Consider the following 19,123-nt stretch of genomic DNA (forward strand, 5'->3'; position numbering starts at 1 on the left):
AAAGAGAAGAACTCCATGCTCAGCCGCATTTTCGGTTTTCTTGCCCAGGACATGGCCATTGATCTCGGCACGGCCAACACGCTCGTCTACGTGCGCGGCCGGGGCATCGTGCTCAACGAGCCGTCGGTGGTCGCCATCGAGACGATCAACGGCCGCAAGGTCGTGAAGGCGGTCGGCAACGACGCCAAGATGATGATGGGCAAGACGCCCGGCAACGTGGAAGCCATCCGCCCGCTGCGCGACGGCGTGATCGCCGACATCTATGTCGCCGAGCAGATGATCAACCACTTCATCAAGAAGGTGCACACGCGCAAGTTCGGCAATTATCCCGAGATCGTGATCTGCGTGCCTTCGGGTTCGACCAGCGTCGAGCGCCGCGCCATCCGCGACGCCGCCAACAACGCGGGCGCGAGCCAGGTTTATCTGATCGAGGAGCCGATGGCGGCCGCGATCGGCGCAGGGATGCCGGTAACGGAGCCGATCGGCTCGATGGTCGTCGACATCGGCGGCGGCACCACCGAGGTCGCCGTGCTCAGCTTGCGCGGCCTCGCCTACACGACCTCCGTGCGCGTCGGCGGCGACAAGATGGACGACGCCATCGTCAGCTACGTGCGCCGCAACCACAACCTCCTGATCGGCGAGGCGACCGCCGAGCGCATCAAGAAGGAGATCGGCACGGCGAAGCCGCCGCTCGACGGCGTCGGCGTGACGCTGGAGATCAAGGGCCGCGACCTGATGAACGGCGTGCCCAAGGAAATCACCATCAACCAGGCGCAGATCGCCGAGGCGCTTTCGGAGCCGGTTTCGGCGATCGTCGAAGGCGTGCGTCAGGCGCTCGAGAACACCGCGCCCGAGCTTGCCGCCGACATCGTCGATCAGGGCATCGTGCTGACGGGCGGCGGCGCGCTGCTCGGCCAGCTCGACGAGGTGCTGCGCGATGCGACGGGACTTCCCGTCACCGTCGCCGACGATCCGCTGACCTGCGTCGCGCTCGGCACCGGCCGCGCGCTCGAAGAGCCGATCTTTCGCGGCGTCCTGACCACCGCACTCTAGGGAGTCCCTGCGGATGGCGTGGCCACCCCGCAGAACCAGCGGGCGGAGTTCGCGCCGGCAGCGCAACATCGCGCTTCTGGGACGCGCGGCGACCATCGCCGCCGTCGCCGTCGCCGCGATGCTGCTGGTGCTGAGCCGCGCCAGCCCGGAACGCTACTCGGCCCTCAGGAGCGCCGCCGCCGATCTCGTCGCGCCGCTCTGGGCGGCCGTGCTCGTGCCGCTCGGCGAGGTTCAGGCCGCCGCCGGCTCGGTCGCCGACTATTTCAAGGCGGTCGAGAAGGTGCGCCGTCTCGAAGGCCGCGAGCGCATGTACCAGATCGAGCGCGAGCGGCACGAGCAGGCGCTGCACGAGAACCGCGAACTCAAGAAACTCCTCGAGGTCTCCGAACCGGAACGCGAGCGCATCGGCGTGTTCGCGATCTCCGGGTCCAGCACCGGCGCCTATGTCCGCTATGCGCTCATCAGCGGCGGCGCGCGGCACGGCATCGCGCCCGGCCAGCCCGTGCTCGCGGCGGCGGGCCTCGTCGGGCGCACGGTCGATGTCGGCAACCGGGCGACGCGCGTCATGCTGCTCACCGACGTCTCCAGCCGGGTGCCCGTGCGCGTCGTGCGCACCGGCCTCCCCGCGCTCCTCATCGGCAAGAACCTGCCGCTTCTCGACGTCGATCTCTCCGGCCCCTCCAATGCCGAAGTGCGCGTCGGGGACCGGCTCGTCACGTCGGGCGACGGCGGCCTGTTCCCGCCCGGCCTTCCCGTCGCGACGGTGGTGCGCGTCTCGGGGGACATGCCGCAGGCGCGCCCCGCAGCCGTGGCCGACGGCCTCGACTACGTGATCGTCGAGCGCCCCTACATGCCCGTCATGCCGCTTCCCGAAGAGAAGCCGCAGGGGCGCGAGGCGCATCCCGAGGCCGTCATCCAGCAGCAGGTAGCGCAGTGATCACGACGCCGTGGCACCAGATGACGGCGCGCGAGCGGGCGCGCTGGATCTTCGATCACTGGAAGCTGGCGATCCCGATGATCGTCGTCGTCATCGCCTATGTCGTGATGACGCTGCCGGTGTTCGCGCCGCTCCCCGTGATGCCCAACCTCGCACTGCTGCTGGTGCTGCTCTGGACGCTCTACCGGCCGCAGCAGATGCCGGAGTGGACGGGCCTGCCGATGGGGCTGGCCGGCGACATATTGCTGGGAACGCCGATCGGCGCGAACGGCCTGCTGCTGCCGCTGTTCATGATGCTCGTGCGCTATGCCGACGGGCAGGTCCGCCGCACGAGCTGGATCGGGGACTGGGTGTTCAGCATCCCCATGCTGTTCGTGTACCATCTGGTGCTGTGGAAACTGTGCGCCATCGTCGCGGACCCGATCCCCTTCCTGCCGCTTGCGACGCAAACCGCGGCCACGGTCGCCGTGTACCCGCTCGCCGCCCACATCTTCGCGCGGGCGCAGCGTAGGTGGGCGCCATGAAGCTCACCTCCGAAGCCGCGCGCGAGCAGATGTTCACGCGCCGCACGCTGTTCGTCGGCGCGGCGACCGGCGGCCTCGGCCTCGTGCTCGCCGGGCGCATGGCGTACCTGTCGATCTTCGAGCAGGAGAAGTACAAGCTCCTCGCCGAGGACAACCGCGTCTCGGTGCGCCTGATCCCGCCCCGGCGCGGCTGGATCGTCGACAGGAACGGCAAGCCGCTCGCCGTCAACCAGCCCGATTACCGGCTGGAGCTGATCCCCGAGCAGATCGCCGACCTCGAACAGACGCTCGCCGACCTCACGCGCCTGCTGCGGCTGCCACCCGAGGAGATCGCCCGCATCCGCGAGGCGGCAGCGACGCAGCCGAAATATCTTCCCATCCAGGTCGCATCCGGCATCAGCTGGAACGATTTCGCCGCGATCAACGTGCGCCTGCCCGACTATGACGGCGTGCAGCCGGTGCGCGGCTTCACGCGCTACTACCCGGACGGGCAGGCGGTCGGCCACCTGCTCGGCTATGTCGGCGCGCCGACGCGCGAGCAGTATCTGGCGGCGGACCGCGACCCGCTCTACCTGCACCCGGCCTTCCGGCTCGGCAAGGACGGCATCGAGAAGGTGCTCGACGTGCCCCTGCGCGGCAAGGCGGGCGCGCGCCGCGTGGAGGTGAACGCGCGCGGCCGCGTGATCCGCGAGCTTTCCACCGTCAACGACACGCCCGGCAAGACGGTGAAGCTCACCATCGACCGCGACCTCCAGTCCTTCGCGGCGCGCCGGCTCGGGCCGGAATCGGGCAGCGTCGTCGTGATCGACGTGTGGACGGGCGACGTGCTGACGCTCGTCTCCATGCCCGCGTTCGATCCCAACGCCTTTTCCGACGGCATCAGCCACAAGGAATGGAACACGCTGATGGCGGACGATCACAATCCGCTCATCAACAAGACCGTGCAGGGCCTCTATCCGCCGGGGTCGACGTTCAAGCCGGTCACGGCGCTCGCCGCGCTCGAATACGGCATCAGCCCGGATGCGACCGTGCACTGCCCCGGCGCCTACTACCTCGGCAGCCACCGCTTCGCCTGCTGGCGGCGCGGCGGGCATGGTTCGGTCGGGCTCGACAAGAGCATCTTCCAGAGCTGCAACGTCTATTATTACACGCGCGGCCGCGAGATCGGCATCGAGCGCATCGCCTCGATGGCGAAGCGCCTCGGGCTCGGCCATGCGTATGAGGGTCTGTCGCTGCCCGCGCAGCGCGAGGGCCTCGTCCCTACGCCCGAATGGAAGCGCCGCCGCTACGACAAGGAGTGGCTGACCGGCGAGACGCTGAACACCGCGATCGGCCAGGGCTACATGCTCACCTCGCCGCTCCAGCTCGCGGTGATGTCCGCGCGCATCGCTTCCGGCCGCAGCGTCGTGCCGCGCCTCGTCTCGGGCGGCAGCACGCCCGGCACCATAGACGTCGATCCCGAGCATCTCGCGCGCGTCCGCTACGCGATGGGCCTCACCGTCAACGGACCGCAGGGCACCGCGGGGCGCTCGCGCCTTCCCATCCCCATCCAGATGGCGGGCAAGACCGGCACCGCGCAGGTGCGCGCGCTGACCAGCGCGACGCGCGGCGCCAACTACCGCTCCATCCCGTGGAAATACCGCGATCACGGCCATTTCATCGCCTTCGCGCCGGTGGAGGAGCCGCGCTACGCCGTGAGCGTCGTCGTCGAGCACGGCGGCGGCGGCAGCATCGCCGCCGCGCCCATCGCCAAGGACGTCATGACCTTCCTGTTCGCGCCCGAGATCGCAACGGCGGCGCTCGAAAAGCTGGAGGAAGGCTGGGGCCGGGAGGCCGCGCAGCGCGAGGCCGTGGCCGCCGCCGCAGCGCGTGCGGCGGCATCCGCGCCCGCCGACTCCGAACCGATCCCCGATGCTTAACAGCGCGATCCCGGAACGGCTGCAGGCGCTGCCCTGGCTGATGCTGCTGACGCTGCTTGCGCTCGGCGGCTTCGGGCTCGCCGTGCTCTATTCCGCCGCCGGCGGCCACATGCGGCCCTGGGCGTTCAACCAGGGCATCCGTTTCGCGATTTTCTTCGTGATGGCATTGGCGATGAGCCAGGTGCCGCTGTCGTGGTGGCTGCGCGCCGCCTACCCGGCCTACGGCGCCGTGCTGCTGATGCTGCTCGGCGTCGAGATTCTCGGTGCGGTCGGCGGCGGCAGCCAGCGCTGGCTCGATCTCGGCATCATCCGGCTGCAACCGTCGGAACTGATGAAGATCGCCATCGTCCTCGCGCTCGCGCGCTACTTCCACTACCTGCCGCGCGTCGAAACGCAGCGCTGGGGCAGCCTTATCGCGCCCGCCATCCTCATCGGCCTGCCGATGGCGCTCGTCATGCTGCAACCGGACCTCGGCACGGCGCTTTCCATCGCCTTCGGGGGCGTCGTGATCGTCTTTCTGGCGGGCGCACGCATGTCTCTGTTCGTGGGCGGCAGCGCGGCGCTTGTCGCGGCGGTCCCCATCGCCATCAACTTCCTGCACGATTACCAGCGGCGCCGTATCCTCATCTTCCTCGATCCGGATGCCGATCCGCTCGGCGCGGGCTACCACATCACCCAGTCGAAGATCGCGATCGGCTCGGGCGGCCTCTCCGGCAAGGGCTTCCTGTCGGGCACGCAAAGCCACCTCCAGTACCTCCCCGAACTGCACACCGACTTCATCTTCGCGACGATGGCGGAGGAATGGGGCCTGCTCGGCATGTTTTTCGTGCTGGCCTGCTACGCGATCCTTCTCGGCTGGGGCTTCTCGGTGGCGCTGCGCGCCCGCAACCCGTTCGCGCGGCTGACCGCGGCGGGCCTCACCTGCACGCTGTTCTTCTTCGTGTTCGTCAATCTCGCGATGGTCATGGGCTTCGCGCCCGTCGTCGGCATCCCGCTGCCGCTGATGTCCTACGGCGGATCGGCGATGATGACCGCGATGATCCTCATCGGCATCCTGCTTTCGATCGACCGCCAGCGCGAGGAAACCACGATCGGCGAAGGCCCGTCGTCATTCTAGGGCGGCAGGGATCAATTCCGGTCTTGCAACCCCGGATACCCCGCGCTATAGCCCCCGCCTCGCGGTTGAAAGCGGCGCCCCGGCGCCCTATCTCAAGCCCGGCGTGGATGCATAGCTCAGTTGGTAGAGCAGCTGACTCTTAATCAGCGGGTCCTAGGTTCGAGCCCTAGTGCATCCACCATTTCTCCCTCCCGAAACCGGAAATCACGCGCCCGGCGCGAAGTCGGCGACGAGGTCGTGGCGGTCGCCGGGGAAGAGCTGCGAGACGCTCGTCACGGGGTCGCCGCCGCGCCAAGTCCAGCGCTCGATGCGCAGGCACGCCGTGCGCGGGATGCCGAGCAGGCGCGCTTCGGCGGCGGTGGGCATCACGGCGCTGATCCGGTGCCGCGCCTCGCTCCACGGCACGCGCTTCAGCAGCCATGTGCCGGGGGCCTCTTCCGCGAACGTCTCGGCTTCGGCCTCGGGCACGGCGGCGAGCGAAATCTCGCGCTGCTCGATGCAATAGGGCTCATCGCCCGCGTGGTGGAGCCCGGTCACGACGACATTGCCGTCCTGCACCTCGCGTTTCAGCCGCTGCCAGCGATAGGCAAGGCCGCGTTCGGCGACGACCTTCGCGAGGTCCGGCACCTCCAGAACCGCGGAATGCACGCGCGGGTGCGCGACGAACGACCCCGCCTTGCGCCGCCGCTCGATGAGGCCGGCCCGCGCGAGCATCTCCAGCGCCTTGCTCACCGTGGCGCGCGAGCAGCCGTAGGCGCGGACGAGTTCGTGCTCGAAAGGGATGCGGTCGCCCGGCTTCCATTCGCCCGAACGGATTCGCCCTTCGATGTCGGCGCGGATGCGCTCGCCGGGCTTCACGCGGCGAGACGCTCCAGCGCGGCGGCATAACGTGCCGCGATCGCTTCCCGCGCGACATGGCGGCCGCCCTCGACCTGCCGCACGCCGCCGGCCCAGACCGCGTCCACGCAGCCCGCGCCGCCCGCGAAGATCCAGCTGTCGAGAATCATGTCGCTTTTTCTTGCGGCGAGCGCCGGATGGCAAGCGTCGAGCGCGACGATGTCGGCGGGCATTCCGGCTGCGAGACCGTGCTTCACGCCCAGCGCCTGCGCGCCGCCTTCGAGCGCCGCGCCGAACAGCCGCTCACCGACGGACGCCGTCTCCTCGCAGCCGAGGATGTTGCGGCGGCGATGGTGAAGCCGCTGGCTGTACTCGATCATGCGAAGCTCGCCCGCCGCGTCCACGAGGATGTTGGAGTCGGTGCCGGTGCCGATCCGGCCATCGAGCGCCAGATACGCCGCCGCCGGGAACACCCCGTCGCCGAGGTTCGCTTCCGTCACCGGACACAGTCCGGCAACCGCGCCCGACGCGGCAAGCCCCATCACCTCCGCGTCGTCGATATGCGTCGCGTGGATCAGACACCAACGCTCGTCCACGCCCGCGTTGTCGAGCAGCCACTCGACCGGCCGCGCGCCGGACCATGCGAGGCAGGCCTTCACCTCCTTCGTCTGCTCGGCGGCATGGATGTGCACCGGCCCTCCCCCCGCCAGCGGCAGGATCGCGGCAAGCTGCTCGGGCGTCACCGCGCGCAGCGAATGCGGCGCGATGCCGATCACGTCGCCCTCGCGCAGCTTCGTTCGACTCGCTTCCATCAGCCGGGCGAAGCCGTCGATGTCGCTGATGAACCGCCGCTGCCCCGGCGCAGGCGTGGTGCCGCCGAAATCGGCGTGGGCGTAGAACACCGGAAGCAGCGTCAGGCCGATCCCCGTCTCGGCCGCGGCCGAGACGATGCTGCCCGCCGTCTCCGCCGGGTCGGCGTAGCGGACGCCGCCGATGTCGTTGTGCAGGTAGTGGAACTCGCCGACGCGCGTGTAGCCGCCCTCCAGCATCTCGGCATAGGCGAGCGCGGTGATCGCGGCGATGTCGTCGGGCGTCATGCGGCCGAGGAAGCGGTACATCACCTCGCGCCACGACCAGAAATCGTCGTCGGGTCGTCCGCGCCGCTCCGATAGCCCGGCCATGCCGCGCTGGAAGCCGTGGCTGTGCACGTTGCAGAGCCCCGGGATCGCGATGCCGTGGCGCGCGTCACCGGCCTCTGCCGCAACGCCCGTCTCGATGCTTTCGATCAGCCCGTTCGCCAGCGTGAGCCGTACGTCCTTCGCCCAGCCATCGTTCAGCCTTGCGTGCGAAAACCAGAGCCTTTGCATCGTCACCTCGATATTATGTCTAGACATAATAGCCGATCATGCGGAGAATGGCACGCATGAATCGCCTCTGGCACAACGCTCGTCTGATGACGCTCGAAGGGCGCGGCCTCGGCATCGTCGAGGACGGCGCCGTGGCGTGCGAAGGCGGCGTCATCACCTATGCCGGGCCGCGTGCCGGAGCGCCGAAAGTCGCCGAGACCATTGATTGCGAAGGCCGCTGGATCTCGCCCGGCCTCGTGGATTGCCACACGCACCTCGTGTACGCCGGAAACCGCGCGCGCGAGTTCGAGCTCAGGCTCGAAGGCGCATCCTATGAGGAGATCGCCCGCGCGGGCGGCGGCATCGTCGCGACGATGAAGGCCACACGCGCGGCGAGCGAGGACGAACTTGTCGCAGCGTCCCTTCCCCGCCTCGACGCGCTGATCGCCGAGGGCGTCACCACTGTGGAGATCAAGTCCGGCTACGGCCTGTCGCTGGAGGGCGAGCGCAAGCAGCTCCGCACCGCCCGCCGTCTCGCCGGCCTGCGTCCCGTCACCGTCGCCACCACTTTCCTCGGCGCGCACGCGCTGCCGCCCGAATTCACCGACCACGACGCCTATGTGGCGCACGTCTGCGACGGGATGCTGCCCGCGCTCGCCGCCGAAGGTCTCGTCGATGCCGTCGACGCCTTCTGCGAGGGTATCGGCTTCGCGACCGATCAGGTCGCACGCGTGTTCGAAGCCGCCCGCACGCTCGGCCTTCCCGTGAAGCTCCACGCCGAGCAGCTTTCCGACCTCGGCAGCGCGGCCCTTGCGGCGCGCCACGGCGCACTGTCCGCCGACCACCTCGAATATCTGGACGAGGCAGGCGTCGCCGCGATGGCCGCCTCCGGCACCGTCGCCGTACTGCTCCCCGGCGCCTTCTATTTCACGCGCGAGGAGAAGCGCCCGCCCGTCGCCGCGCTCCGCGCGCACGGCGTGCCCATCGCCCTCGCCACGGACTGCAACCCCGGCACCTCGCCGCTCACCTCGCCGCTGCTCGCGATGAACATGGCGGCGACGCTGTTCCGCCTGACGGTGGACGAGTGCATCGCCGGTTTCACCCGCGAGGCCGCCCGCGCGCTCGGCCGCAGCGACATCGGCACGCTCGCGCCCGGCAAGGCCTGCGACCTCGCGATCTGGGACATCGGAGAGCCCGCCGAACTCGTTTACGGCATGGGCTTCAATCCGCTCCATGCGCGCATCCGGAGAGGACAGTGACGATCACGCTCACCCCCGGCGCCATCGGCTTTTCAGAGCTGCGCGCCATTTATCGCGGCGAGGATGCCGTGCTCGATCCAGCCGCCTTCACGGCGATCGAGGCGAGCGCCGCCGCCGTCGCGCGCATCGTCGCGCACGGCGATCCTGTGTACGGCATCAACACCGGCTTCGGGAAACTCGCCTCGGTGCGCATCGACGAGGCCGATCTCGCCACGCTCCAGCGCAACATCGTGCTCAGCCACGCCGCCGGTGTCGGCGAGCCGATGCCGCGGGCCGTCGTGCGGCTGATGATGGCGCTGAAGCTCGCGAGCTTCGGCCACGGCGCATCGGGCGTCTCCACGGCGACCGTGCGCCTCATCGAAGCCATGCTGGCGAAGGACCTGATGCCGACGGTCCCCTCGCAGGGCTCCGTCGGCGCCAGCGGCGACCTCGCACCGCTCGCGCACATGGCCGCGACGATGATCGGTGTCGGCGAGATCGACGGCGCGCCTGCTGCCGAAGCGCTGGCAAAGGTGAATCTCGCTCCACTCACCCTCGGTGCGAAAGAGGGCCTTGCGCTGCTCAACGGTACGCAATTTTCCACGGCGTATGCGCTCGCGGGCCTGTTCGAGGCGGAAAGCCTGTTCCGCACGGCGCTCATCACCGGCGCGCTCTCCACGGAAGCCGCGAAAGGTTCCGACACACCGTTCGATCCGCGCATCCACGCACTCCGCCGACACCGCGGCCAGATCGACGTCGCCGACGCGCTACGCACGCTGATGCACGGCTCCGCAATCCGCGCCTCGCATCTCGAAGGCGACGCGCGCGTGCAGGACCCCTATTGCCTGCGCTGTCAGCCGCAGGTGATGGGCGCGGCGCTCGGCATCCTGCGGCAGGCCGCCGAAACGCTGGTCGACGAGGCGAACGGCGTTTCCGACAACCCCCTCATCTTCGCCGACACCGACGAGGCGCTGTCGGGCGGCAATTTCCATGCCGAGCCCGTCGCCTTCGCAGCGGACATGATCGCGCTCGCGCTTTGCGAGATCGGCTCCATCGCCGAGCGCCGCATCGCCATGCTCGTCGATCCCGCGCTTTCGGGCCTTCCCGCCTTCCTCACGCCGCGACCCGGTCTCAACTCCGGTTTCATGATCCCGCAAGTGACGGCGGCGGCGCTCGTTTCCGAAAACAAGCAGCGCGCCTATCCCGCGAGCGTCGATTCGATCCCCACTTCGGCCAATCAGGAGGATCACGTCTCGATGGCCGCCCACGGCGCGCGCCGCCTGCTGCCGATGGCCGCCAACCTCGCCTCCGTGCTCGCCATCGAATATCTCGCCGCCGCGCAAGGCTGCGACTTCCACGCGCCGCTGGCGTCGAGCCCCGCGCTCGAACAGGCCCGCGCCGCCCTCCGCGCGGAAGTGCCGACACTGGACCACGACCGCCATTTCCACCCCGATATCGTCGCGGCGACCCGCCTCGTGAACGCCGGCACGCTCGCCGCCCTCGCAGAGCTTGCCCTGTGACCTGGCTGATGGTGCACCAGGGCGACGCGCCGCTCGTCGTCGCCTTCCCCCACACCGGTACCACGATCCCGCCGGAGATCGAGGACACGCTGCGTTCGCCGTGGCTCGCGCTCAAGGACACCGACTGGTGGGTGGACGCGCTCTACGCCTTCGCGCGCGACCTCGGCGCCACGACGATCCGCACCGGCATGTCGCGCACGGTGATCGACGTGAACCGCGACCCCTCCGGCGTCTCGCTCTATCCCGGCCGGATCACCACGAGCCTCTGCCCCACCGAGACCTTCGACGGCGAGCCCTTCTACCGTCCCGGCGAGGAACCCGACGAGGCCGAGATCGTCCGCCGCCGCGAGACATGGTTCGATCCCTATCACCGCGCGCTCGCCGGGGAGATCGCCCGCCTGCGGAAAACCCACCCGCATGTCGTGCTCTACGACGCGCACTCCATTCGCGGCCACGTACCGCGCCTGTTCCCCGGCGATCTCCCCGACCTCAACGTCGGCACCAACGGCGGCACGACTTGCACGCCCGCGCTTGCCGAAGCGGTGATGGCCGCCTGCGAACGCTCGCCCTACACCCACGTCCTCGACGGGCGCTTCAAGGGCGGCTGGACGACGCGCCGCTACGGCGACCCCGGAGACGGCGTGCACGCGATCCAGATGGAACTCGCGATGCGCACCTACCTCGCCGAGCCGCCCGTCACCGCCTGGGGCAACTGGCCCGCCGACTACGACCCCGCCCGCGCCGCGCCGCTTCAGCGCGTGCTGCGCGAAATCCTCGAAGCCGCCATCGCTTTCGCAAGGAACCAATGACCCGAACCGACACCACCCGCGTCATCCGCCCCGCCACCGGCACCACGCTCAGCGCGAAAAGCTGGCTCACCGAGGCCCCCTTGCGGATGCTGATGAACAACCTCCACCCGGACGTCGCCGAACGCCCCGAGGAGCTCGTCGTCTACGGCGGCATCGGCCGCGCCGCGCGCGACTGGGAAAGCTACGACAGGATCGTCGAGACGCTACGCCGCCTGAACGACGACGAGACGCTGCTCATCCAGTCCGGCAAGCCGGTCGGCGTGTTCCGCACGCACGCCGACGCGCCGCGCGTGCTGATCGCCAACTCGAACCTCGTGCCGCACTGGGCGACGTGGGAGCATTTTGGCGACCTCGACCGCAAGGGCCTCGCCATGTACGGCCAGATGACGGCGGGCTCGTGGATCTACATCGGCACGCAGGGCATCGTGCAGGGCACCTACGAGACGTTCGTCGAGATGGGCCGCCAGCACTACGGCGGCGACCTCTCGGGCAAGTGGCTGCTGACGGCGGGCCTCGGCGGCATGGGCGGCGCGCAGCCGCTCGCGGCGGTGATGGCGGGCGCGTCGTGCCTCGCCATCGAATGCCAGCCGAGCCGGATCGAGATGCGCCTGCGCACCGGCTATCTTGATCATTCGACGGAGAGTCTCGACGAAGCCCTGAACATCGTCACCACCGCGGCGAAACCCGTCTCGGTCGGCCTCCTCGGCAACGCCGCCGAGCTGCTCCCCGAAATCCACCGGCGCGGCATCCGCCCTGACCTCCTCACCGACCAGACCTCCGCGCACGATCCCGTCAACGGCTATCTCCCGGCCGGCTGGAGCCTCGAACGCTGGTTCGGGATGCGCGAGCAGAACCCGGAGATCGTTGCCGAGGCCGCGAAGGCCTCGATGGCCGCGCACGTCCGCGCCATGCTCGATTTCCAGAAGGCGGGCGTCCCCACCGTCGATTACGGCAACAACATCCGGCAGGTCGCGAAGGACGAAGGCGTCGAGGATGCGTTCGCCTTCCCCGGCTTCGTCCCCGCCTACATCCGGCCTTTGTTCTGCCGGGGCATCGGCCCGTTCCGCTGGGTGGCGCTCTCGGGCGATCCGGAGGACATCTACAGGACCGACGCCAAGGTGAAGGAGCTGATCCCGGACAATCCGCACCTCCACAACTGGCTCGACATGGCGCGCGCGCGCATCCGCTTTCAGGGCCTGCCCGCGCGCATCTGCTGGGTCGGCCTCGGCGACCGCCACCGCCTCGGCCTCGCCTTCAACGCGATGGTCGCCTCGGGTGAGCTGAAAGCCCCGGTCGTCATCGGCCGCGACCACCTCGATTCCGGCTCGGTCGCCAGCCCCAACCGCGAGACGGAGGCGATGCGCGACGGCTCCGATGCCGTCTCGGACTGGCCCCTCCTCAACGCGCTCCTCAACATAGCCTCCGGTGCGACATGGGTCTCGCTCCACCACGGCGGCGGCGTCGGCATGGGCTATTCGCAGCATTCGGGCATGGTCATCGTCTGCGACGGCACCGAGGCCGCCGCACGCCGCATCGAGCGCGTGCTCTGGAACGACCCCGCGACGGGCGTGATGCGCCACGCCGACGCGGGCTACGACATCGCGCTCGATTGCGCCCGCGAGCAGGGCCTCGATTTGCCGGCCATACTTTGAGGTCGTGCGTCCCGCACCACACCGACTTGGCTTCCCGCATCCTCCTGTGCCATAGGCTCCGGCAAAAGCGGGACCGGGAGAAGCGGATTGGGTGAAATGGATCTCGTCGGCGCGACCAAGCAGGCGCTGCGCCGCCTCGCCACCACGGTCTGCGTCATCAGCAGCCGTCACGAGGGCGAGCGCTTCCTGATGGCGGCGACCGCGGTGGAAGCGATGTCGATGGACCCGCCCTCGATGCTCGTCTGCGTCAACCGCTCGGCCTCGATCCACGCGCCGCTCGCCGCGGGCGCGGACTTCGCGATCAACATCCTCTCCGCCGATCAGGAGGATATTTCCCGCCTGTGCGGCGGCGGCGCCAAGGGCGAGGAGCGCTTCGCCTGTGGCGACTGGCATGACGGCCCCGGCGGCCTGCCGCTGCTCGGCGGCGCGCAGGCGAACGTCGTCTGCAAGCAGGACGGCCTCTTCGCCTACGGCACGCACACCATCGTCATCGGCCTCGTGCAGTCCGTGACAGTCGGCGACGTCGTCGATCCGCTGCTCTACGTGGACGGCCGCTACACGCGCGTCCCCGCCTAGGGAACGATCACGGCCGCGCCCGAAAGCCGGCCCGTCCGCAGCCGTTCGAGCGCCACGTTCGCCTCTTCGAGGCTGAACGTCTCCGTCACCGTCCTCAGCCCCGACTGCTCCACCACCGCGAAGAACGAGGTGCCGTCCTCGCGCGTCAGGTTCGCGACCGACCGGATCACCCGCTCGCCCCACAGGTCCGCGTAGGGGAACGCCGGGATGTCGCTCATGTGGATACCCGCGCAGATCACGCGCCCGCCCTTGCGCACGGCCCTGAGCGCCGCGGGCACCAGCGCCCCCACCGGCGCGAAGATCAGCGCCGCGTCGAGCGCTTCCGGCGGCATCTCCTCCGAAGATCCCGCCCACACGCAGCCGAGCGAGCGCGCGAACGCCTGCGCCTCCACGTCCCCCGCCTTGGTGAAGGCGAACACCTCCCGCCCCTGCCACGCCGCGACCTGCGCCAACACATGCGCCGCCGCGCCGAACCCGTAGAGCCCGATGCGCCGCCCCTCGCCCGCCATGCGCAGCGCGCGCCAGCCGATCAGCCCCGCGCAGAGCAGCGGCGCGGCCTCCACGTCGGAGAAGCGCTCGGGGATCGGGAAGCAGTAGCGCGCGTCCGCAACTACGTGGCTGGCATAGCCGCCGTCGCGCGTGCAGCCGGTGAATTCCGGATGATCGCAGAGATTCTCCTGCCCCGCGTCGCAATAGGGGCAATGCCCGCACGTATGCCCCAGCCACGGCACGCCGACGCGCTGCCCGGCCGCGAAGCCCGTCACGCCCGCGCCCATGCCGATCACGCGCCCGACGATCTCGTGCCCCGGCACGATCGGGTAGCGCGCGGGAATCTCGCCGTCCATCACGTGAAGGTCGGTGCGGCACACGCCGCACGCAGACACCGCGATCAGCAGCTCGTCCGCGCCCGGCACAGGCATCGGCCGCTCCACGATCCGCAGGGCCTGTCCCGGCCCTGCAAGTTCGGCGGCGCGCATCGTGGTCATGGCTCGGCTCCTCTTGCCGCCAGGGTGACGCGCCATCCGGAGTCGCGCAATGCGGCACGCTGCACTACCATCGCTCCGGGCCGGCTGCCCGGGGGAAGCACATGACGGGGCGTATCGAGGAACTGGCGCACGAGATCGTCCGCCTTCAGCAGGAGCTGGACCGCGAGATCGAGCGCCGCCGCACGGCGCTCGGCTGGTCCCTGAAGGCCCGGCTCGTCGAGTTCGAGCAGGGCATCGTCGCCGAGCACCGGCGCCTGCGTATGGGTCTCGCGCAGTTCATCGCCCAGTCGTCCTTCAGGACCCTCGCGACCGCACCCGTGATCTATTCGCTGATCGTGCCGTTCGTCCTCATCGACCTGTGGACGAGCCTCTATCAGGCGATCTGCTTCCGCGCCTACGGCATCCCGCGCGTGCGGCGCAGCGACCATATCGCCTTCGATCGCGGCCGCCTCGCCTACCTCAACGGGATCGAGGCGCTCAATTGCGCCTATTGCAGCTACGGCAACGGCGTCGTCAGCTACGTGCGCGAGGTCGCCGCGCGCACCGAGCAATACTGGTGTCCGATCAAGCACGCCATCAAGGTCAGCGGGTCGCACCAGCGCTACCACGCGTTCCTCGAATACGGCGACGCCGAAGGCTACCGCGCCCGCCTCGACGCCTTCCGCGAGGCGCTGCGCAGCGAAAAGGCCGATCCGTCCTAACGGACGAGCCGCTCATGGTGCCAGCGCAGGTGCGGCTCCATGAACGTCGAGATGAAGTAATAGCTGTGGTCGTAGCCCTCACGCATCCCGAGCGTCAGCGGAATGCCCGCCTTCGCGCACGCGGCTTCCAGCAGTTCGGGTTTCAGCTGTTCCTTCAGGAACGCATCCGCGTCGCCCTGATCCACCAGCAGCTCCGGCACGCGCGCGCCGTCCTCGATCAGCGCGCAGGCGTCGTACTCGCGCCACGCCGCGCGGTCCGGCCCCAGATAGCCGCCGAGCGCCTTCTCGCCCCACGGGCAGCTCATCGGGCTGACGATCGGCGCGAACGCCGAGGTCGATCGGAATCGACCCGGATTGCGAAGGCTGATGGTGAGCGCGCCGTGCCCGCCCATCGAATGGCCCATGATCCCCTGCCGCGCCATGTCCGCCGGGAAATGCGCGCCGATGACCTCGGGAAGCTCGCTCTCGATATAGCTGCGCATCCGGAAGTTCGCGGCCCACGGCGCCCGCGCCGCGTCCACGTAGAAGCCCGCGCCCTTGCCGAAGTCGTAGGCCTCGTCGTCGGGCACGTCGTCGCCGCGCGGGCTCGTGTCGGGCGCCACGAAGACGAGGCCGAGCTCGGCGCACACGCGCCGGAATTCGCCCTTCTCGGTGACGTTGGCGTGCGTGCAGGTCAGCCCGGAGAGATACCACACCACCGGCAGCTTCGCGCCCGGCGCATGATCGGGCACGAACACGCTGAACACCATCGGCGTGCCGGTTTCCCGCGACGCGTGCCTGTAGACGCCCTGTGTGCCGCCGAAGCTGCGGTTCGTCGAAACGGTCTCGATGGTCATTTGTCCTCCAGCACGGGGATGTGGGCGATGATCGGCGCGTGCCCCCATGCTTCGAGCGCACGCACGAGGTCCGCGCCCGACATGCCGACCGTGGCCGTGTTGCGCAAGGGGTGGACGTTGACGACCGCCGCCGCCGCGAGCGCGGCATCCAGCGCCACCGTCACCACGCGGCCCGTGTCGTTGAACGCGGCCAGCGGCGTCACCGAGCCCGGCGTGATGCCGAGCAGCCGTGCCATGTCGTCCGCCTTGCCGAAGCTCAGCCGCCGCGAGCCGAGCACCGCGGGCAGCGCCTTCAGGTTCGCCCGCGCCTCGGCGGGCAGGGTGACGAGGAAGAACGCGCCCGCCTCGTCCTTCAGGAACAGGTTCTTGGTGTGCGCGCCGGCGATCTCAGCGTGCAGCGCCTCGCTCTCGCCCACGGTGAACACCGCGTCGTGCTCATGCTTCGTGAAGACGATGCCGAGCGCGGCGAGCGCGGCCTCCAGTTTCGTTTCCGCCTGTGTCACGCGGGTCCCCTTTCTCGGCCACGGCGCATACAGCGCATTAACCCTCGCGTGCCAGTATGTTCTCGTATCGTGCTGCGTTGGGACGAGCCGTGGACCGAGAAACCGATCATCCTGCGGGCTTTTCGCCCGGCGCCGAGGAGCTGGACTTCGCGCGCCGGGCCATCGACCACGTCCGCGTCCGGTCGGAAGCCGCGCTTGCGCGCAAGGAGAGCGAGCTTCGCCGCCTTCGCGCCGAGGTCGAGTGTATGCAGATCATCAAGCAGCGCTTCGAATCGATCGTCGACATGGTTCCCTGCATCATCTTCGCCTGTAATTCGAAGGGCGACGTCACCTACATCAACGGCAGCTTCACGCGCCTCACCGGCTGCCCCGCGGAAGACGCGCTCGGAGACGGCTGGCAGGGCTTCACCCATCCCGACGACGTCGAGACCGTCAAGCAGGCGCTCGCGCTCGCGATCCGCAGCGGCGTTCCGCGCGGCGCCGTCATGCGGATGCGGCCGCCCGGCGGCGACTATGTGACGTTCAGCGCCACCGGCACCGCCGTGCGCGACGGCAACGGCAAGTTCCTCGAATGGTACGGTATGCTCATCCCGCAGCCCGGCGAGGTCCACCTGCTGGGCATCTAGCCCGGAAAATCAATACGTTGCGCCATCGTATCGACCTGCAGGCCTGTTCCATTACGGCACAGGCGGGTCGGAAAACCTTACATCGCCGTTGCCGTCGGTCCCCGGAACGCTGCAATTTCCGCGACATGGGGAACTGGCACCCTCCTTGCGTGTTGCATCGACAAGGCGCCCTTATTCGGCGCCGGGTTGAAAGGACGAGGACCATGCTCGACACGCGCGCCTATGACGGCTCGAAGCAGGGCTACCGGCTTGTGTACCGCCCCTCGAAGGTGAATTGCTGCCCCGGATGCGGCCACACCAACTGGTACATCGGCCGTAGTTCCGCCGAATGCGCGTTCTGCGCCACCGCGCTGCCGCTCCAGCAGACGGGCGGCGCCGACTATCTCACCGATCTCGGGGTGCTGGTCGCGGCCTGACGGACGACGTGCCGGATAACCTGCGGTTATAGCGCGCTGCCGAGATACGCTCTTGCAGCGCCGGGCCGGATGCCCTTCCCTCTCCGCTCGCCGAGCCGAAGGGGGTATTCATGAAACGGTCTTGTGTTCTTGTCGCGCTTGCCGCCGCGCTGGCCTCGCCTGCTGCCGCGGCGGCCGATCCCGAAGCCGTGCGCGCGCTCGTCTCCGATCCCGGCGTGGCCGCTGCGCCGGGCTGCGCGGTCGGCGCGTTCAAGGCCGGCAAGCCGCTTTTCATCACCGCCGCCGGCATGGCCGACATCGCCGCCGGGCAGGCGCTGGACGGCGACACGCGCATCTATGCCGCGTCGGTCTCCAAGCAGTTCACCGTGCTCGCCGCCGCGACGCTGATCACGAAGGGCAAGCTCGGGCTCGACGACGATATCCGGATATATCTCCCCGAGCTGCCCGCCTATGATGCACCGGTCACGGTGCAGATGCTGATCCACCACACCTCGGGCGTCAGGGACTGGCTGGCGCTGGCGCGCTGGTCGGGCAGCGACGATGCGGCGCAGTTCACGAAGGCGAAGGCGCTCGACCTGCTGCTGCGCCAGAAGCAGACCAATTTCACGCCCGGCACCGATTTCACTTACTCGAACGGCGGCTACCTGCTGCTCGCGGAAATCGTCGAGCGCGTCTCCGGTATGCCGTTCGGCGATTATGCCGCAAAGGCCGTGCTGAAGCCGCTCGGCATGAAGAACAGCGTGTTCATGAACGGGGCGCGGCCCGGGGGCAAGGTCGCGCACGGCTACACGCCGAAGGACGGCGGCTACGAGATCCGCGACACCTATCCGCTGATCAGCGGTTCGGGCGGCCTCATGACGACGATCAACGACCTCGCGCGCTACGAGTACGACATCGAGGTTGGCCGCAAGGTCTGGACCCCCGCCGTCAAGGCGATCATGCTCGAGCCCGGCCGCCTCGCGAACGGCGAACCCGCCACCCGCAAGCCCAGCCGGCAGGCCTATGCGGGCGGTCTGATGGTCGGCGAGCGGCGCGGGCAGCACTTCGTCCAGCACAGCGGCGGCGCGGAGGCCTTCCGCAACCAGTACATACGCCTGCCGGACCGCCGCCTCGGCGTCGCGGTCTTCTGCAACCGCAGCGACTGGGACCCCGGCGAGAAAGCCGACGCCGTCCTCGAACTCATCGAAGGCAAGATCCTGGAGCCCAATGTCGCGCCGCCCGGCGGCCGCTATTATTCGGACGAGCTTCAGGCGACTTACGAGATCAGCACGAAAGGCCCCGCCCTGACGGCGGCGATCACCTCGCCCTACGCCGCGACGGGCGCGCCGCTGACCTTCACGCTCGCCCCGGACGGCATTTACCGCGGCGACGGCATGACGCTCAAATTCTCCGACGACCGCAGCAGCTTCACGCTCGGCACGGACCGGGTGCGCGGCATCACCTTCACGCGGCAGGCGGACACGGCAGCATCCGTCGCCCGCTAGACCGCGATCGGTTCAGGTTGATTCAACCTGAACCGTGAATCGC

General features: G+C 69.2%; 19 protein-coding genes and 1 tRNA gene. 15 read left to right on the forward strand and 5 right to left on the reverse strand.

Features of this window, described 5'->3' with window-relative positions; genetic code table 11:
- The first annotated feature begins 15 nt into the window (after positions 1-15).
- From PE061_RS17570 to PE061_RS17595, 6 genes are all read left to right on the forward strand, one after another.
- Positions 16-1,053, forward strand: a complete 1,038-nt coding sequence (locus PE061_RS17570) for a rod shape-determining protein (RefSeq protein WP_271256510.1) — start codon at positions 16-18, stop codon at positions 1,051-1,053.
- 13 nt (positions 1,054-1,066) lie between these two features.
- Positions 1,067-1,990, forward strand: coding sequence for a rod shape-determining protein MreC (gene mreC, locus PE061_RS17575; RefSeq protein ID WP_271256511.1), 924 nt, complete (start codon positions 1,067-1,069; stop codon positions 1,988-1,990).
- Complete coding sequence (mreD, locus tag PE061_RS17580) at positions 1,987-2,514, forward strand: rod shape-determining protein MreD (RefSeq protein ID WP_271256512.1); 528 nt, start codon at positions 1,987-1,989, stop codon at positions 2,512-2,514. The genes mreC and mreD overlap by 4 nt, the downstream gene beginning before the upstream one ends.
- Positions 2,511-4,433 (forward strand): penicillin-binding protein 2, encoded by a 1,923-nt coding sequence (mrdA, locus tag PE061_RS17585; RefSeq protein ID WP_271256513.1) that lies wholly within the window; start codon positions 2,511-2,513, stop codon positions 4,431-4,433. Before mreD ends, mrdA begins: the two co-directional genes overlap by 4 nt.
- Positions 4,426-5,550, forward strand: coding sequence for a rod shape-determining protein RodA (rodA, locus tag PE061_RS17590; protein WP_271256514.1), 1,125 nt, complete (start codon positions 4,426-4,428; stop codon positions 5,548-5,550). The genes mrdA and rodA overlap by 8 nt, the downstream gene beginning before the upstream one ends.
- Positions 5,551-5,655: 105 nt before the next feature.
- Positions 5,656-5,731 (forward strand) — tRNA-Lys (locus PE061_RS17595).
- Positions 5,732-5,754: 23 nt separating this feature from the next.
- On the opposite strand, the gene PE061_RS17600 is transcribed toward PE061_RS17595, so the two are convergent.
- Positions 5,755-6,408 (reverse strand): UTRA domain-containing protein, encoded by a 654-nt coding sequence (locus PE061_RS17600; protein WP_271256515.1) that lies wholly within the window; start codon positions 6,406-6,408, stop codon positions 5,755-5,757.
- On the reverse strand, positions 6,405-7,754 hold the full coding sequence (locus PE061_RS17605; RefSeq protein ID WP_271259238.1) for a formimidoylglutamate deiminase: 1,350 nt from the start codon (positions 7,752-7,754) through the stop codon (positions 6,405-6,407). Before PE061_RS17605 ends, PE061_RS17600 begins: the two co-directional genes overlap by 4 nt.
- A 47-nt stretch (positions 7,755-7,801) precedes the next feature.
- Between PE061_RS17605 and hutI the strand changes: the two genes are divergently transcribed.
- From hutI to PE061_RS17630, 5 genes are all read left to right on the forward strand, one after another.
- Positions 7,802-8,992, forward strand: a complete 1,191-nt coding sequence (gene hutI / locus PE061_RS17610) for an imidazolonepropionase (protein WP_271256516.1) — start codon at positions 7,802-7,804, stop codon at positions 8,990-8,992.
- The gene (hutH, locus tag PE061_RS17615) at positions 8,989-10,491 is read left to right on the forward strand and encodes a histidine ammonia-lyase (RefSeq protein WP_271256517.1); all 1,503 of its coding nucleotides are present in this window, start codon (positions 8,989-8,991) and stop codon (positions 10,489-10,491) included. The genes hutI and hutH overlap by 4 nt, the downstream gene beginning before the upstream one ends.
- An 8-nt stretch (positions 10,492-10,499) precedes the next feature.
- Positions 10,500-11,300 carry an N-formylglutamate deformylase gene (gene hutG, locus PE061_RS17620; protein WP_271259239.1) on the forward strand — a complete coding sequence of 267 codons (801 nt, stop codon included), beginning with the start codon at positions 10,500-10,502 and terminating at the stop codon, positions 11,298-11,300.
- The gene (gene hutU / locus PE061_RS17625; protein WP_271256518.1) at positions 11,297-12,952 is read left to right on the forward strand and encodes a urocanate hydratase; all 1,656 of its coding nucleotides are present in this window, start codon (positions 11,297-11,299) and stop codon (positions 12,950-12,952) included. The genes hutG and hutU overlap by 4 nt, the downstream gene beginning before the upstream one ends.
- 96 nt (positions 12,953-13,048) lie before the next feature.
- Positions 13,049-13,528 carry a flavin reductase family protein gene (locus PE061_RS17630; protein WP_271259240.1) on the forward strand — a complete coding sequence of 160 codons (480 nt, stop codon included), beginning with the start codon at positions 13,049-13,051 and terminating at the stop codon, positions 13,526-13,528.
- Here the strand turns inward: PE061_RS17630 and PE061_RS17635 are convergent.
- Positions 13,525-14,514: a zinc-dependent alcohol dehydrogenase family protein gene (locus PE061_RS17635; RefSeq protein WP_271256519.1), complete on the reverse strand. Its 990-nt coding sequence runs from the start codon at positions 14,512-14,514 to the stop codon at positions 13,525-13,527. The two genes, PE061_RS17630 and PE061_RS17635, sit on opposite strands and share 4 nt — an antisense overlap.
- 101 nt (positions 14,515-14,615) lie before the next feature.
- Between PE061_RS17635 and PE061_RS17640 the strand changes: the two genes are divergently transcribed.
- Positions 14,616-15,215: a hypothetical protein gene (locus PE061_RS17640; RefSeq protein WP_271256520.1), complete on the forward strand. Its 600-nt coding sequence runs from the start codon at positions 14,616-14,618 to the stop codon at positions 15,213-15,215.
- Here the strand turns inward: PE061_RS17640 and fghA are convergent.
- Together fghA and PE061_RS17650 are read right to left on the reverse strand one after the other, a co-directional pair.
- Complete coding sequence (fghA, locus tag PE061_RS17645; protein ID WP_271256521.1) at positions 15,212-16,051, reverse strand: S-formylglutathione hydrolase; 840 nt, start codon at positions 16,049-16,051, stop codon at positions 15,212-15,214. The genes PE061_RS17640 and fghA overlap by 4 nt on opposite strands.
- A complete protein-coding gene (locus tag PE061_RS17650) occupies positions 16,048-16,554 on the reverse strand; it encodes a prolyl-tRNA synthetase associated domain-containing protein (protein ID WP_271256522.1) in 507 nt (168 codons plus the stop codon). The genes fghA and PE061_RS17650 overlap by 4 nt, the downstream gene beginning before the upstream one ends.
- Before the next feature lie 89 nt (positions 16,555-16,643).
- Between PE061_RS17650 and PE061_RS17655 the strand changes: the two genes are divergently transcribed.
- The 3 genes from PE061_RS17655 to PE061_RS17665 all read left to right on the forward strand — a co-directional run bounded on the left by PE061_RS17655 (position 16,644) and on the right by PE061_RS17665 (position 19,080).
- Positions 16,644-17,180 carry a PAS domain-containing protein gene (locus PE061_RS17655; protein WP_271256523.1) on the forward strand — a complete coding sequence of 179 codons (537 nt, stop codon included), beginning with the start codon at positions 16,644-16,646 and terminating at the stop codon, positions 17,178-17,180.
- A gap of 203 nt (positions 17,181-17,383) precedes the next feature.
- Positions 17,384-17,596 (forward strand): hypothetical protein, encoded by a 213-nt coding sequence (locus tag PE061_RS17660; protein ID WP_271256524.1) that lies wholly within the window; start codon positions 17,384-17,386, stop codon positions 17,594-17,596.
- 110 nt (positions 17,597-17,706) lie between these two features.
- A complete protein-coding gene (locus PE061_RS17665) occupies positions 17,707-19,080 on the forward strand; it encodes a serine hydrolase domain-containing protein (RefSeq protein ID WP_271256525.1) in 1,374 nt (457 codons plus the stop codon).
- Positions 19,081-19,123 lie beyond the last annotated feature (43 nt).

This window comes from Sphingosinicella microcystinivorans (assembly GCF_027941835.1).
Classification (GTDB): Bacteria; Pseudomonadota; Alphaproteobacteria; order Sphingomonadales; family Sphingomonadaceae; genus Sphingosinicella.